At 64.8% G+C, this 14,340-nt stretch carries 14 protein-coding genes and 1 riboswitch; of the genes, 9 read left to right on the forward strand and 5 right to left on the reverse strand.

The window, feature by feature from the left end:
* Positions 1-19: 19 nt before the first annotated feature.
* Together WBR68_RS26985 and WBR68_RS26990 are read right to left on the reverse strand one after the other, a co-directional pair.
* On the reverse strand, positions 20-1,549 hold the full coding sequence (locus tag WBR68_RS26985; RefSeq protein ID WP_230695752.1) for an ABC transporter ATP-binding protein: 1,530 nt from the start codon (positions 1,547-1,549) through the stop codon (positions 20-22).
* Positions 1,546-2,586 (reverse strand): BMP family protein, encoded by a 1,041-nt coding sequence (locus WBR68_RS26990; protein ID WP_230695753.1) that lies wholly within the window; start codon positions 2,584-2,586, stop codon positions 1,546-1,548. The genes WBR68_RS26985 and WBR68_RS26990 overlap by 4 nt, the downstream gene beginning before the upstream one ends.
* Before the next feature lie 330 nt (positions 2,587-2,916).
* On the opposite strand from WBR68_RS26990, the gene WBR68_RS26995 reads away from it, so the two are divergent.
* From WBR68_RS26995 to WBR68_RS27025, 7 genes are all read left to right on the forward strand, one after another.
* Entirely contained in the window at positions 2,917-3,831 is a 915-nt protein-coding gene (locus WBR68_RS26995; protein WP_230695754.1) for a DedA family protein/thiosulfate sulfurtransferase GlpE, read from the forward strand.
* Between the two features lie 197 nt (positions 3,832-4,028).
* Complete coding sequence (locus tag WBR68_RS27000; protein WP_230695755.1) at positions 4,029-4,856, forward strand: VRR-NUC domain-containing protein; 828 nt, start codon at positions 4,029-4,031, stop codon at positions 4,854-4,856.
* Positions 4,853-6,439, forward strand: coding sequence for a type VI immunity family protein (locus WBR68_RS27005; RefSeq protein WP_050447413.1), 1,587 nt, complete (start codon positions 4,853-4,855; stop codon positions 6,437-6,439). Before WBR68_RS27000 ends, WBR68_RS27005 begins: the two co-directional genes overlap by 4 nt.
* A 172-nt stretch (positions 6,440-6,611) precedes the next feature.
* Positions 6,612-7,538 (forward strand): 2-dehydropantoate 2-reductase, encoded by a 927-nt coding sequence (gene panE, locus WBR68_RS27010; protein WP_230695756.1) that lies wholly within the window; start codon positions 6,612-6,614, stop codon positions 7,536-7,538.
* 197 nt (positions 7,539-7,735) lie between these two features.
* A complete protein-coding gene (locus tag WBR68_RS27015) occupies positions 7,736-8,347 on the forward strand; it encodes an NAD(P)-dependent oxidoreductase (RefSeq protein ID WP_230695757.1) in 612 nt (203 codons plus the stop codon).
* 40 nt (positions 8,348-8,387) lie between these two features.
* The gene (locus tag WBR68_RS27020) at positions 8,388-8,957 is read left to right on the forward strand and encodes a flavin reductase family protein (protein ID WP_050447416.1); all 570 of its coding nucleotides are present in this window, start codon (positions 8,388-8,390) and stop codon (positions 8,955-8,957) included.
* A 5-nt stretch (positions 8,958-8,962) separates the two neighbouring features.
* Entirely contained in the window at positions 8,963-9,472 is a 510-nt protein-coding gene (locus tag WBR68_RS27025) for a nucleoside 2-deoxyribosyltransferase (protein WP_230695758.1), read from the forward strand.
* Positions 9,473-9,520: 48 nt separating this feature from the next.
* On the opposite strand, the gene WBR68_RS27030 is transcribed toward WBR68_RS27025, so the two are convergent.
* Positions 9,521-10,201, reverse strand: coding sequence for a TetR/AcrR family transcriptional regulator (locus WBR68_RS27030; protein WP_230695759.1), 681 nt, complete (start codon positions 10,199-10,201; stop codon positions 9,521-9,523).
* 150 nt (positions 10,202-10,351) lie between these two features.
* On the opposite strand from WBR68_RS27030, the gene WBR68_RS27035 reads away from it, so the two are divergent.
* Positions 10,352-11,557 (forward strand): MFS transporter, encoded by a 1,206-nt coding sequence (locus WBR68_RS27035; protein WP_050447419.1) that lies wholly within the window; start codon positions 10,352-10,354, stop codon positions 11,555-11,557.
* Positions 11,558-11,595: 38 nt separating this feature from the next.
* On the opposite strand, the gene ribB is transcribed toward WBR68_RS27035, so the two are convergent.
* Positions 11,596-12,309 (reverse strand): 3,4-dihydroxy-2-butanone-4-phosphate synthase, encoded by a 714-nt coding sequence (gene ribB, locus WBR68_RS27040; protein ID WP_127183066.1) that lies wholly within the window; start codon positions 12,307-12,309, stop codon positions 11,596-11,598.
* 113 nt (positions 12,310-12,422) lie between these two features.
* Positions 12,423-12,577: riboswitch (FMN riboswitch) on the reverse strand.
* An 85-nt stretch (positions 12,578-12,662) separates the two neighbouring features.
* Positions 12,663-13,304: an SET domain-containing protein gene (locus tag WBR68_RS27045; protein ID WP_050447421.1), complete on the reverse strand. Its 642-nt coding sequence runs from the start codon at positions 13,302-13,304 to the stop codon at positions 12,663-12,665.
* A gap of 115 nt (positions 13,305-13,419) precedes the next feature.
* Between WBR68_RS27045 and WBR68_RS27050 the strand changes: the two genes are divergently transcribed.
* Complete coding sequence (locus WBR68_RS27050; protein WP_050447468.1) at positions 13,420-14,340, forward strand: bestrophin family protein; 921 nt, start codon at positions 13,420-13,422, stop codon at positions 14,338-14,340.

Raw genomic sequence — 14,340 nt, forward strand, 5'->3', positions numbered from 1 at the left:
CGCAAGGCGGCGTGAACCGTCACGCGCGGGTTCCCGTCATGGCCAGGCCGACAGTGGCGGGTGTCCATTCAGCCACCGGCTTGATGGCGACGAGCTTGCCGCCGCACAGCACGGCGATGCGGTCGGCCAGGGCGAAGATTTCTTCCAGGTCTTCGGACACCAGCAGCACGCCGGCGCCGCGCGCGCGGGCGGCCAGCAACTGCTCGCGCACATAGGCCACCGCGCCGATGTCCAGGCCCCAGGTGGGCTGGTCGGCCACGATGAAGCGCGGTTCGCGCGCCAGCGTGCGTCCCAGGATCAGCTTCTGCATATTGCCGCCTGACAGGCTGCGCGTACGCACATCCAGCGACGCCGCGCGCACGTCGAACTGCTTGGCCAGCGACGCGGCGTAGGCCCGGCCCGCGCGCGCGCGGATCAAACCGTAGTGTGCGAAGCGCTTGTCCTTCAGGTCTTCGACGATGGCGTTTTCCCATAGCGGGCTGTCGCCGATCATGCCTTCGCCGTGGCGGTCTTCGGGGATGCGGCCCACACGGGCAGCGGTCCAGCCGGCGGGCGAGGTGGGCGCGGGGGCGTGTTCCGCGCCCAGCCGGATCGTGCCGTCGGACGGTTGCGCCAAGCCGGTCAAGACCGACACCAGCGCCTGCTGGCCGTTGCCGGCCACGCCCGCGATCGCCACGATTTCATGTTTGTGAACGGTCAGGTCCAGGCTGTCCAGGCGCGGCGCGCCAGCGCGGTTGTCGCGCACGGTGACTTGCGACAACGTCACCACGGGCGCTGCCTGTTCGGCGGCGGCCACCGCTTCGGCGCGCGGCATGACCACCTTGCGCCCGACCATCAGTTCCGCCAGTTCGGCGGGGCTGGTGGCGGCGGTGTCGCGTTCGGCCACCAGCTTGCCCTGGCGCAGCACCGCCACGCGGCGCGACACGGCCATCACTTCGTCCAGCTTGTGCGAAATGAAGATGACAGCCAGGCCGTCGTCGACAAAGCCGCGCAGCGTGGCGAACAGGTCCTGCACTTCCTGCGGCGTCAGCACCGCGGTGGGTTCGTCCAGGATCAGCACGCGCGCGCCGCGATACAGCGCCTTCAGGATTTCAACGCGCTGCTTTTCACCGACCGACAAGCCGCCCACGCGCGCATCCGGGTCCACACCCAGGCCAAAGCGTTGGCCCAGTTCAACCAGGCGTTTGCGTGCCTTGCCACGGCCGGACGCCAGCTTCCACAGCGATTCCGTGCCGACCATGATGTTGTCCAGCACGGTCAGGTTGTCGGCCAGGGTGAAGTGCTGATGCACCATGCCCACGCCCGCCGCCAGCGCGGCGTCGGGCCGGCCGGGCGGCAAGGGCTTGCCGAATACATCGATGCTGCCGGCGTCGGCCAGATAGTGGCCGAACAGAATCGACACCAGCGTCGATTTGCCGGCGCCGTTCTCGCCCAGCAAGGCCAAGACCTCGCCCTGCCGCAGCGTCAGCGAGATATCGTCGTTGGCCGTCAGGCTGCCGAAGCGTTTGGTGATCCCCGTCAGTTGCAGGGCGAGAGGCGCTTGGTTCATCGTGCCGAGGACTTGGGTTCTTTGTCGTTGACCTTGACGGTGAAGCTGCCGTCCAGAATGGCTTTCTGCTTGGCTTCAACCTTGGCGACGAGGTCCGCGGGAATCTTCTTTTCAAAGGTGCCCAGCGGCGCCAGCGACGAGCCCTTGTACTTCATCAGCGAGTACTGGCCGTAGTCGTCGGCCTTGAACGTGCCGGCCTTGATCTGCTTGAGCGCCTCGTTGATGGTGGGCTCCATGCTCCACAGGGCCGATGCCACCACGGTTTCCGGGTACTGCGGCTGCGTGTCGATCACGTTGCCGATGGCCAGCTTGCCGCGTTCCTTGGCGGCGTCCGACACGCCGAAGCGCTCGGCGTACAGCACGTCCGCACCCTTGTCGATCATGGCAAAGGCGGCTTCCTTGGCCTTCGGGGGATCAAACCACGAACCAATGAAGGTCACCGTGAATTCGGCCTTCGGGTTCACTTCCTTGGCGCCTTCGATGAAGGCGTGCATCAGGCGGTTCACTTCCGGGATGGGGTAGCCGCCAACCAGGCCGATCTTGCCGCTTTGGCTCATGCCGCCGGCGATCATGCCGGTCAGGTAGGCGGGTTCCTGGATGTAGTTGTCGAACACCGAGAAGTTGGGCTGCTGCGGCTTGCCCGAGGACCCCATCAGGAAGGCGGTTTGCGGATAGTCCTTGGCCACCTTGCGGGCGGCGGATTCCACCGCGAAGGCTTCGCCCACCACCAGCTTGTTGCCTTGCTCGGCGTACTGGCGCATGACGCGCTCGTAGTCGGCGTTGGTGACGTTTTCCGAGAACGTGTAGTCGATCTCGCCACGGTCGCGCGCGGCCGTCAGCGCCTTGTGGATGCGCGACACCCATTGCTGCTCGACCGGCACCGTATAGATGGCGGCAACCTTGGTCTTGGCGGGAGCCTGGGCTTGGGCTTGCACTGCGCCCGAGAACAGCAGCGCGCCGGTGGCGGCGGCCGCGGCCAGCTTGAGCAGCCCACGGCGGGCAATGCCGCCAGCGGACGGGGTGGACAGGGATTTCATGCGGATGACTCCTTCGCGGGGGATGGAAACGTGATGGGATGGCAGCGATGCGGCGGCAGGATCGGCATCGCGGCCCATCCTGGCGAAGCAAGTTGTATGCCATGCGGCATTCCTCGCGACAAGTCGGGGAAACCTGATGGACGGGCAGGATTATAGGCACCCTGGCTGGGATCCGTGGCACCAGTTTGGTGCCCGTCGTTCCATGCAATGGACACGTGTTGGCAAAACGCGGGGTTCCCCTGTCAGCCACGCGGGCAAGCCGCTGGGCAGGGGGCCACGCCATTAAAATCGTCGCTTCGGTCGCGCGCGGCGCGGCGTGCTGGAAGATTCATGCAAGACATTCAATTGCTGCTCGAGCAATACGGCGGGTGGCTGGTGTTCGCCAACGTCCTGGTCGAACAAGCGGGCTTGCCCGTGCCCGCCTACCCCATGCTGATCGCCGCGGGCGCGTTGGGCGGTGCGGCCGGTTGGCTGACGCCCTGGCTGGCCGCTACCGTGGCCTGCCTGTTGGCCGACACGCTTTGGTATGTGGCGGGCCGGCGCTATGGCGCGCGGTTGCTGGGCGTGGTGTGCAAGATGTCCTTGTCGCAGGACTCCTGCATCCGCCAGACGCAGCGCCTGTATTTGCGCATCGGCGTGCGGGCCTTGCTGGTCTGCAAGTTCCTGCCCGGCGCGGGCGCGCTGTCGACCGTCATGGCGGGCCTGACCGGCACGGCCTATCGTCGCTTCCTGCTTTATGACCTTGTTGGGGCCATGCTCTGGGCGGGCTCCGGCTTGCTGCTGGGCGGGCTGTTCCACAGCGTGATCAACGATGTGCTCGACGTGCTGGGCACCTACGGCCCGATGGGCCTGGGCGTGCTGGCGGCGGTGCTGGGGTTGTACATCCTGGCGCGTTTTCTACGCCGTCGGATTCTGCTGCGCAGCCTGCGCGTCATCCCCCGCGTGTCCGTCGACGAGCTCATGCAATGGCGCCAGGACGGCCGCAACACGTTGGTCTTCGACGTGCGGCCCGACGCGCAGCGCGACGCCGCGCGCATACCCGGCGCCATCGCCGTGGACCTGAAGGCGCCCCTGCCCACGCTGGACCCGCAAGCGCTGGAGTCCGACATCGTGGTCTATTGCGCCTGCCCCAACGAGGTCTCGGCCGCGCTGCTGGCTTCGCGCCTGCGCGCGGCGGGGTATCCGAAGACGTGGGCGTTGCGGGGCGGCTTTGAAGCGTGGATGGAACGCAATCACGAGGCGTGAGCCGCCGGGCTTGGAAGGCACTGCTATCGACGCGCGCGCCTGGCGGACGCCTGGCCCCTGACACGCGGAATCGTACAGATCCTATAGACGCCCCCTGCGCCCCTTGCGCAAGATCTTGGCTTCGGTTGAGTTCTGGGGAGCACCGCGCCATCACGCATGGACGACTTCCCGTTTCCCCCGTCGCAAGGAGGTCTTCCATGGCAGCCCCCGCTGTCGGCGCGCTTATCTGGGGATATCGCGCCTATCGTGCTTATGCGGCGTACGAAACCGCGCAAACCGCCATCGAGACGGCCGAGACGCTGGCGCAGATCAGCCAGCGCAGAAGGGACGTCGAGACCATCCTGAAGGATGTCATTGGCGGCATGAAAGAAGAAATCGACATCAAGAGCTCGACGTTCGTGCTCACTGGCGGCAACGCCACGGTGTCGCGCGGCCGCCGCGAAAATGTGACGTACCAGCAGTACATCGAACGCAAGATTCCATTCCGGCCCGTCATCAGCAGGGTGTGCCAATGGGCGTTGAAGTCACCGCTGGTCGTGCCCAGGCGGATACGCAAGAAAATCCCCGGCGAGGTCATCGAAACCACGATCGATATTGCGCTGAAGCAGACCACGGCATCGCTGGTATTTGAAGCGGTGGATGACTTGCTGTCGTGGCAGAGTCCCTTGAAGGCGGAACCGAACTACAACGCAACGACGCGCGCGGCGATGCTGGGCGAGCCCGCGACGAAACCCATGCGTATCAGTGAGGTTTTTCCCTTCTGGCCAAGGCCGAAGGGTAGTCTGGCGCCGGATCTAGTGATCGTGGAATACCGGCAGCAGCCGTTTGAAGTTAGCAACGTGTTCGCGGCGGTGGAGATCAAGTTTCCGAATGATTGGGTGAAAGGGAAGCAGATGAACGACTACCTAAAGCTGATGGGCCGCGATTCAAAAAAAGTCGCGCTGTTGCGCGTTCCAGAAGATTGCACAGGTTACCGGCCTGAAAGCGCGGCCCATGTCGATCAGCCAAGAAGGAAAGGGCGATGAGTACAAGCCATCCTTTGATTAACGATGACGACCTGTCGGGCATGATCGCGGACCTGAAGAAATGGCCACACACCGCGATTGATAATGGCACGTTCGAGCTGTCTACAACGCTGTTCTCCACGTTCTACTTCACCTACGAGCCAGCAAATTATCTTCAAACAACGCTTGCGATGATCGATGTGCAAGAGGCATTTGAGAAGTTGCTTAGCCACCCATTCACCATCGCTACACATCCGGATTCGGAACGTCCGCATCCCTACGGGTCAAAGCGGCTTGGTGATCTAAGGGAATGGGCGAGGCGAACGCCTCTGGAAAAGGCCTTCGTCGTGAAGTTCACTGACGAAAAGAACCCTCAAAGTTCGCCAACGCATTCCGCCTACTTGTGGCGAACCTCCCACTGGAGCGATTCGGACGAAGACTACTCGTCAATCCAGTTCTACTACCGCTGGCAATGGTGGCTGGATAACAAAGATGCCTGGCGCCGATTCGTGCTCGATACGATCGGACGCCTGAAGCCCGCGCAAGTCTATAGCGGATTCTCGATGGGCAACCCGCTGGAATTCGGCATGCGCGCCGAAGCGGCGGTGTGGGACCGTGCGCTGACCCCGCACTTCTATGGCCTGGATACCGATTACCCGTTCGGCATGTCACTCACGCCGCAACTGCCTTCAGGCATCCGCCCGCCCACCTGGGGCTTCTTCCTGTCCGACATCTGGCGTGAAAAGCTCTCCCTATCCTGCGACGACGTCGCCACGCAGCTTGCCGACCCGCGCATTCGCGTCGACACCTTGAGTTGCGGGCAATGGATAGAACTCGGCCCTCAGCCCGAGCTCTACCCCGTCGAAGACGGCGTGCCCGAACTTCCCGTGTTGCTGAACCGCGTGCTGCGTCGCATCCGTCATCCGCAACTGGACCTGATCGGATTCGGCGAATGGGATGGCGATCCCAACGAACGCTTCGACCGCCGCGATACGCAGCGTTGGCTGGGCCGGTTCGATGACGACAGCGATTGGCCCACACCTGAAATCCGTGGCCGTGTGCCTGGCGCGCCGGGGGCCCCGGCGGTCGAACCCACGCCGACCCACGTCGTTGTGGGCGAAGCGATTCCGTCGGAAGGCTATTGGTACACCCTGGCGAAAACCCATTCACGCCGCTACTTCAAGGCGGGCGAGCTGGCGCCGCCGATATCGCAAGACACGTCGCGCGGGCGTGTCATCTGGCAGCGCGACGTAGACCAGCACGCGCCGGAGCCCGAGCCGGCGCGTCGCGCCGAGACCGGCCAGCTTGCGCCCCGCGCCGGCCAGTGGCGGGCCGATGAGAAGGGCGAAATCCTCTGCGTCGTGTCCAAGCACGAACCCTTGCCGGCGTATCGCGGAGAATCGGTAACGTGGCACTGGATGCACGACGCCGTGGTGGCCCCCGCGAGCGCCGTGCGTGTGCGATCTGGCGCGCCCTGCCCTTACCCCGGAACGTGGACGTGCGAAGAGTTTCCCACGGGTCCCCAGACCTTCATGCATCAAGTGATCTTGCCGCAAGTCAACGGCCAGGACGTGACCTGGGTGTTGGTAAGGTTCTTGAAATAGCAGCAGGCCACTGGCGACCCTCAGCCGTGACGCCGGGTTCGGCGTGGCCTGGCCTGGCCTGGCCTGGCCGCCCGCTGGACTGCCCCTCTGGGCCAAGCTGGGCGATGTTCCACGCCAAGCGCATAATTCCATATCAGCCCGCAAAACAGGCGGGCGGCTACAGGAGAGACGAATGCGGTTGTTGTTCTTGGGTGCTGGCGGCACCGGTGGATATTTTGGCGGACGCGCGGCGCAGGCTGGCGCGGATGTGACCTTTCTGGTGCGCGAGCCGCGCGCGGCGCGTCTGCGTGATCAAGGGCTGCGCATCCAGAGTCCGCTGGGTGATGTCACGTTGCAGCCGAAGCTGGTCACGCAGCAGACCTTGCAGGGCGCGTATGACGTGGTCGTGCTGAGCTGCAAAGCGTATGACCTGGCCAGCGCCATCGACGCCATCCGCCCTGCTGTCGGACCGAATACGGCGGTGCTGCCCATCATGAATGGCGTGCTGCAATACGACGTGCTGGACCGCGAGTTCGAGCCGCATCGCGTGCTGGGTGGCCTGTGCCAAATCAACGCCACGCTGGGCCCCGAAGGTGAAGTGGTGCATTTGGGCAAGCACGCGAATATTGTCTTTGGCGAACGCGCCGGCCCGGCCCGCAGTGAACGTTGCGTGGCGTTGGAGCAGGCGCTGGCCGGGGGCGAATACGTCAGCCGCCTAAGTGAAGACATCCATCAGGACATGTGGGAAAAGTACGTCATGCTGACCACGCTGGCGGCCGCCACGTGTCTGATGCGCGGCTCGATCGGCCAGATCGCGTCCACCGATGACGGTATCGATATCCTGAAAAGCCTGTTGCAGGAATCGCAGTCCGTGGCGGCAGCGTCCGGCCATGCCGTGCGCCCTGAAGCCGATGCGTTTGTGCAGAACCTGATCAGCGACCGCACGCAGCCCATGACGGCCTCCATGTTCCGCGATCTGCGCCAAGGCCTGCCGGTCGAGGCCGATCACATCGTGGGCGACATGGTCAACCGTGCCCGTACGCTGGGCGTGGATGCGACGTATCTGCGCGTGGCCTATTCGCACTTGCAGGTTTATCAAGCGCAGCGCGCGGCGGCTTGAGTTGCTGCCTGGGGCGGCGGCCTTGAGACATCGTGGCATTGATTTATTGATGCATGGATTGCAAAAAACTCGTCTGATTTATTGGGTTTTTTGTTCGGATTTGACCGAATAGTATGGATTGCCTTTCGGGGCGGCGCAGGGCAAAGGCGCGTGGTGCGCCGCCAGCCGCCCCGGTTTCCCTCTTAAGGAGCAAGACCATGAAAATCGCATTGATCGGCATTTCGGGCCGCGTAGGCTCGCGAGTGGCGGATGAGCTGCTCAAGCGCGGCCACCAGGTGACCGGCATCGCCCGCAATCCGGCCGACGTCAACAGCCAGCCCGGCTTGACCGTGCAACAGGGCGACGCCACCGACCCCGAAACCCTGACCCCCCTGCTGACCGGCCACGACGCGGTGGTCAGCGCCACGCGCTTTGTGTCCACCGACGCCAAGCCGCTGCTGGCTGCCGTGAAGAACGCGGGCGTGCCGCGCCTGCTGGTGGTGGGCGGCGCGGGCAGCCTGCAAGTGGCGCCCGGCATGCTGCTGATCGACACCCCCGAATTCCCGGACGCGTACAAGCCCGAGGCGCGCGCGGGCGTCGTCTTCCTGGACACGCTGCGCCAGGAAAAGGTGCTGAACTGGACCTTCCTGTCGCCATCGGCCATGTTCGAACCCGGCGAGCGTACCGGGGCATTCCGGGTCGGCGATGACACCCTCTTGGCCGACGAGGATGGCAAAAGCTGGATCTCGATGGAAGACTACGCGATTGCGCTGGTCGATGAAATCGAGTCCCCTAAACACTCCCGACGCCGCTTCACGGTCGGGTATTGAAGTCGGCGCCCTGAAGCCAGCAACCCTACCCCGCGACCCCATGTCCCCTATCGAACCCGTCGAACTGCCTCGCTCTTATCTGCTTCTGAACCATGGGCCCTCGGTGCTTGTCACCAGTGCCCATGGCGCGGCGCGCAACGTCATGGCCGCGGCCTGGGCGATGCCCCTGGACTTCAACCCGGCCAAGATGCTGGTGGTGGTGGACAAGAACACCTACACGCGCGAATTGATCGAGGCGTCCGGCGAGTTCGCGCTGTGTATTCCTTCGCGCGCGCAGGCGGCCGCCACGCTGAAAGTGGGTTCGGAAACGGGCCGGGATGTGGACAAGTTCAAGGCTTGCGGCTTGAACACGTTTGCGGCCAGCAAGATCGGCGCGCCATTGGTCAGCGACTGCCTGGGCTGGTTGGAATGCAAGGTGGTGCCCGAGCCGCACAATCAACAGGCTTATGATTTGTTCATTGGCGAAGTCGTCGCCGCCTGGGCCGCGCCGGATGTGTTTTCTCAAAACCGCTGGCACTTTCCCAAAGACGAGCGGCGTTCGATCCACTACCTGGCGGGCGGTTCGTTTTTTGCCACCGGCGAAGCCTTCAACGTTTCAGAATCGGAGTAGCCCTTATGCGCAGCGTGTATCTCGCGGGGTTCGACGTCTTCCTGCCCGATGCCGTGGCGCATGGCCAGCGCCTGAAGGCGCTATGCGCCACCTACGGGTTCGACGGCCTGTTCCCGTTGGACAACGCGGCACCCAAGGACTTGTCGGGGCCCGCGTTGGCGCAATGGATCTATCGAGAAAACGTCGCGTTGATCCGCCGCGCCGACATGGTGATGGCCAACCTGAATACCTTTCGTGGCGCCGAACCGGATTCAGGCACGGCCTTCGAGGTGGGCTACGCCATTGCCTGCGGCAAGCCGGTCTGGGGCTACACCAGCCAGGCCGGGTCGCTGATCGATCAGGTGGCGGTGGGGGCGGCGGTGGACGACGGCGCGTCGCGCATGGTGGATGCCGAGGGCTATACAGTGGAAGACTTCGGCCTGAACCTGAATTTGATGCTGACGTGCAGCGCGCGCATCGTCGTGGGTAAAGCGTCGGACTGCCTGGCCCTGATGGCCGCGGAGGCCAGCCGGTGAATCGCCTGCGCTAAGCAGGGATCCCCGGCGGCAAGCCTTTGCAGGCTGCTATTTCGCGGCCTTCTTGTGTGCCGCCTTCTTGTATGCCGCCCTCTTGCGCGCCGCCTTCTTGGCCGTAGGCGTACCCAGATATCCCATCACCGCGTCCACCACGGCTTGCTCAAGCTGCTCGGTGGAAAAGCCCACGGGCGGCTCCAACGCCGCCGCATGTACCAACGATTCCATGATGCGCAGCACCACATAGGTGGCCAGGTCGCGGTCTTGTTGCGCGATCTCGGCCCGATGCAGCTCCAGCAGATGCCGCATGCGGCGGTGGATGTCCTGGTCGGCCAAACTGTGCTCGCGCGGTGTGTCGAACAGCGGAAACTCGCGTTCAAGCACCCGGTGCAAGGCCGGTTCCAGCAGGTGAGCGTGCAGCATGGCCTGCACGATGGCGGCCACGCGTTCTTTCAAGGTGGCGGCGGGGTTGCTGTTCAGCACTTCATCAATGACATCCAGCATGTCGTTGTCGTGCCGCTGATGCAAGGCGGCGATCAGCGCATTCTTGTTCGGAAAATACTGGTACAGCGACCCGACGCTGACGCCAGCCGTTTCGGCGATCAGATTGGTGTTGGTGCCCGCGTAACCGTGCGTGGCCAGAATGTGAGCAGTGGCTTGCAGGATCGTGTCGACGGTGTGCTGGGATCTGAGCTGGCGCGGCGATTTTCGGGGCTGAGGGATAGCGGTCATGGATGCGTGGAAAGGCGAGTATCAAACCTGAGCAATGGCTCATAAAATTCAGGGCAGGCAATCTGATTGTTCACCCGCAAGCGCGGATTATGCCATCGACGAATTCTCCGCGATGGTTTCGGATTGCCACAACCCTATCAAGGATTTCTCATGTCGAACGTATCGACGGCTGGGGCCGCGCCCGCAGCCGGTGTACCCGTGCGCGCTGTTTTTGTGCAGTTGTCGCCATTGGTGGCGGTGGTGTTCATTGCATTTTTCATGGTCGGCCTGTCGATGCCGGTCTTGCCGCTTTATGTGACTGGCACGCTGATGATGAGTGCGCTGGTGGTGGGCGTGGTGGCCGGCCTGCAGTTTGCCGCCGCCCTGCTGTCGCGCGCCTATGCTGGCGCGCTAGCCGACCGCCAAGGCGCCAAGCGGGCGGTGGTGATCGGTTGCCTGCTGGGCGCGGCGGCGGGTGTGCTGTATGTGCTGGCCGACGCCTTGTCCGCGCGGCCACAAGCGGCGCTGACCGCGCTGTTGGCGGGCCGCGCGCTGATGGGATGCGCCGAAAGCCTGATCGTCACCGGTGCGTTGAGCTGGGGCGTGGGCCGCGTGGGGCCGCAGAACGCGGGCCGCGTCATGGCTTGGGTGGGCGTCGCCATTTACGCCGCCTATGCCTTGGGCGCACCTGCCGGCATGCGGCTGTACGCCTATTCAGGTTTCGCGGGCCTGGCGTGGGCAACGGTCGTGATTCCGCTGGCGGCCCTGGCGCTGGTGCTGCCGCAACGCGCCGCGCCTGCCGTGGGTGGGGTGCGCACGCCCTTCTATCGTGTGCTGGGCATGGTGCTGCTGCCCGGTCTGGGCCTGGCCCTGACCAGTGTGGGCTTTGGCGTGATCACCGCGTTTGTCAGCCTGCTGTTTGCGCAACGTGGCTGGGATGGCGCGGGATGGATGTTCAGCGCGTTCGGCGTGGGGTTCATTCTTGCCCGCGTCTTCTTCGCGGGTCTGCCTGACAAGCTGGGCGGCGCGCGCGTGGCGCTGGTGTGCGTGCTGATCGAGGCCGTGGGCCAGTGGCTGATCTGGACAAGCGTCACGCCGATGTGGGCGTATGCCGGCGCATGTCTGACTGGTGCGGGCTATTCGCTGGCATTCCCGGCGTTTGGCGTCGAGGCCGTGCGGCGCGTGCCGGCGGCAAGCCGTGGCGCGGCCATGGGGGCGTATGTGGCGTTTCTGGACGTGGCGCTGGGTATCAGCGGCCCGGTGGCGGGCGGGCTGGCCGGCGCGCAAGGCGTTGGCGCCGTGTATGCGATGGGCGGCGCATGCGCGCTGGCCGCGGTGTTCGTGGCCCTGGCGCTGCGGCGTCCGGCAGGGCAATAACCCATCGGGGCCGCAGCCCCGACGGGATGCGGTTCCCCTTAGACGGTGGCGGCCATTTCCAGGACTTCGTCGTCCACGGCTTCGGCGTTGCCGTCTTTCAGCTTCTGCAGGTGATCGGCCAGTTCGGCAATGGTCAGCGCGACCAGGCCGTGCTGGGCCGCGTAGCGCTCCAGCGAGGCGCCGCGCATCATGGTGCCGTCGGCGTTCATCAGTTCGCACAGCACGCCGGCGGGGCGCAGGCCGGCCAGCACGGCCAGGTCCACCGAGCCTTCGGTGTGGCCACGCCGCGTCAGCACGCCGCCGGGTTGCGCGCGCAGGGGGAACACGTGGCCGGGGCTGACGATGTCGTCGCTTTGGGCCGACGGCGAGATGGCGGCGCGGATGGTGGTGACGCGGTCAACCGCCGACACGCCGGTGCTGACGCCTTCGCGCGCTTCGATGGACACGGTGAACGCGGTGGCGAAGCGGCTTTGGTTGCGCGTGACCATGGGCGGCAGTGCCAGCCGGTCCAGGGTTTCGCCGGGCAGGCACAGGCAGACGATGCCGCTGCCGTCGCGGATCAGCTGCGCCATGACGGGCACGGTGAGCTTGTCGGCGGCGACGATCAGGTCGGCTTCGTTTTCGCGGTCGAAATCGTCCATGAGGATGACCGGACGGCCCAGGCGCAGATGATGCAGCGCGCGCTGCAAGCGGGCGGCAAAGGGTTGTGAAGCCAGGCTGGGAAGGGACTGCGGGGTATTGAGGTTGGACATTGAAACGCTCTCGCAAAATGAAGTGGGCGAAAAACGTTTCAGGGCTAATCGACAGCCGAACGCAATACGACGTTCCAGGCGCATGGGCGCCCGGATGACGGGGTGTTGTGCCGGCACATCTTCTCTCATCCGGACTATGACCGTCGGCTCTGGCGTCTCACCAGATCTGCTGACCCCGATGTCCGTGAAGGACGCCGGGCGCTCGCGGGCTCGCCACATTGCATGGCATACCGCCGGTGGGGAATTACACCCCGCCCTGAAGACGTACTGCATGTCGTGTTAACGACATCGGCGATTGTACGCCTGTCCGCGCGGATGGCGGAACAGGCCGGGCGGGATGTGAACGCGGATTTTCAGGGGACGGATTTGTCGGCCCGGGCGGTCTTGGTCGTCGCCTTCCTGGTCGCCGTCTTCTTGGTGGGCGCCTTCGTCGCCGGCTGCGACACCTTATCGGTCACTGGCTCCGACGCCTTCTCAGCCGCTGCTTTCTTAGCTGCCTCCGGCGCTTTCTTCGCCGCCTTCTTTTTCGGCAGCGCCAGCATCGTGCCCCGGCACGGCGGCGTGCCGCACAGGCAGCGGTAGCCTTCCTTCAGCGCCTTGGTGATGCGGCCATCCAGGACCAGGCCGTAGTCATACGACAGCTCGGTGCCGCGGGCGATGTCCTGCAAGGCGACGATGTACACGCGCTTGCCGTGCTTGCCTTCCTGCGCCTCGCAGTTGGGCTCACAGGAGTGGTTGATCCAGCGGGCGTCATTGCCTTCGTCGCCGCCGTCGATCACGCGGCCGGAGCTGAGCGCGAAGAAGAAGGTGTGGAAGGGGTCGTCGGGGTTGGTCGGGTGGCGCCGGTCGGCTTCCTTGGCGCTGATGCGCGCGCCGCCGTACTCAATGATGCGTGTGCCGGCGGGGATCTTGCGGGCGGCGAAGACGCCGTTGCCATGCAGCTTCGAGCGGCGAACAACATGCCAGGGCTTGATCGGGGTGGCTTCGGTGGTCATGTAGGCGTGGGCGGAGACGGGTGGGCACGTGAGAGGAAACAGAATTATATCGACGCGCCCGTGACAGGATCACAGGCGTATAGTTGGCGCCGCCTTGTCCTTGGTTGATTTCATCATGATCGTCCGTCCGCGTCCTTCCGCGCTGGCTCTGTTCTTTGTGATGCGCGGTTCCATCATCCCGCGCATCTTCGGCAAGATCCTTGTCATCACGCTGCTGTCGTGCGTGGTGGTGTGGATGTACCACCGGCTATGGTTCTCGCCCGCGCACCTGACGGCGGTGCCGTTTTCGCTGTTCGGCCTGGCGCTGTCGGTCTTCATGGGGTTTCGCAACAACGTCTGCTATGACCGCTGGTGGGAAGCCCGCAAGCAATGGGGCGACCTGATCGTGCAGGCGCGCAGCCTGGCGCGCGAAAGCGCGGTGCTGTTGGCCGCCAGCACGGGCAATCCCATTCAGGAACGGCTGGTGCGGCGCTGCATCGGCTTCGGCTACGGGCTGGCCGCCCGGCTGCGCGGTCAGGACATGGTGCAGGCCGTGCGCCCCTGGGTGCAACAAGACGAGCTGGACACGCTTGCCGGTTGCCGCAATGTGCCGGATGCGCTGCTCATGGCCATCAACCGCGACCTGGCCGGCTGTCTGCGGCGCGGCGAACTCAGCGACATTCTCTACCAGGCGCTGACCCAGCGGGTGGCGCAGTGCGCCGCCATCCAGGCTGCCTGCGAACGCATCAAGTTCACGCCCTGTCCGTTTGCCTATTCGCTGCTGCTGCATCGCACGGCATGGCTGTTCTGCCTGCTGCTGCCTTTCGGCCTGGTGGGCACGCTGGAATATCTGACGCCCGTGGCGGTCACCATCATCGCCTACACCTTCTTCGGGCTGGATGCCTTGGGTGACGAGCTGGAAGACCCGTTCGGCCTGGAAGAGAACGACCTGCCGCTGTCGGCCCTGGCGCGCGTGATCGAGATCGACCTGTTGGAAGGCCTGGGCGTGCGCCCGTTGCCGGACGCCGCGGTGCCTGAAGACTTCATCCTGCGCTGA

It is taken from the genome of Achromobacter sp. JD-1 (assembly GCF_038594925.1).
Classification (GTDB): domain Bacteria; phylum Pseudomonadota; class Gammaproteobacteria; order Burkholderiales; family Burkholderiaceae_B; genus Achromobacter; species Achromobacter spanius_C.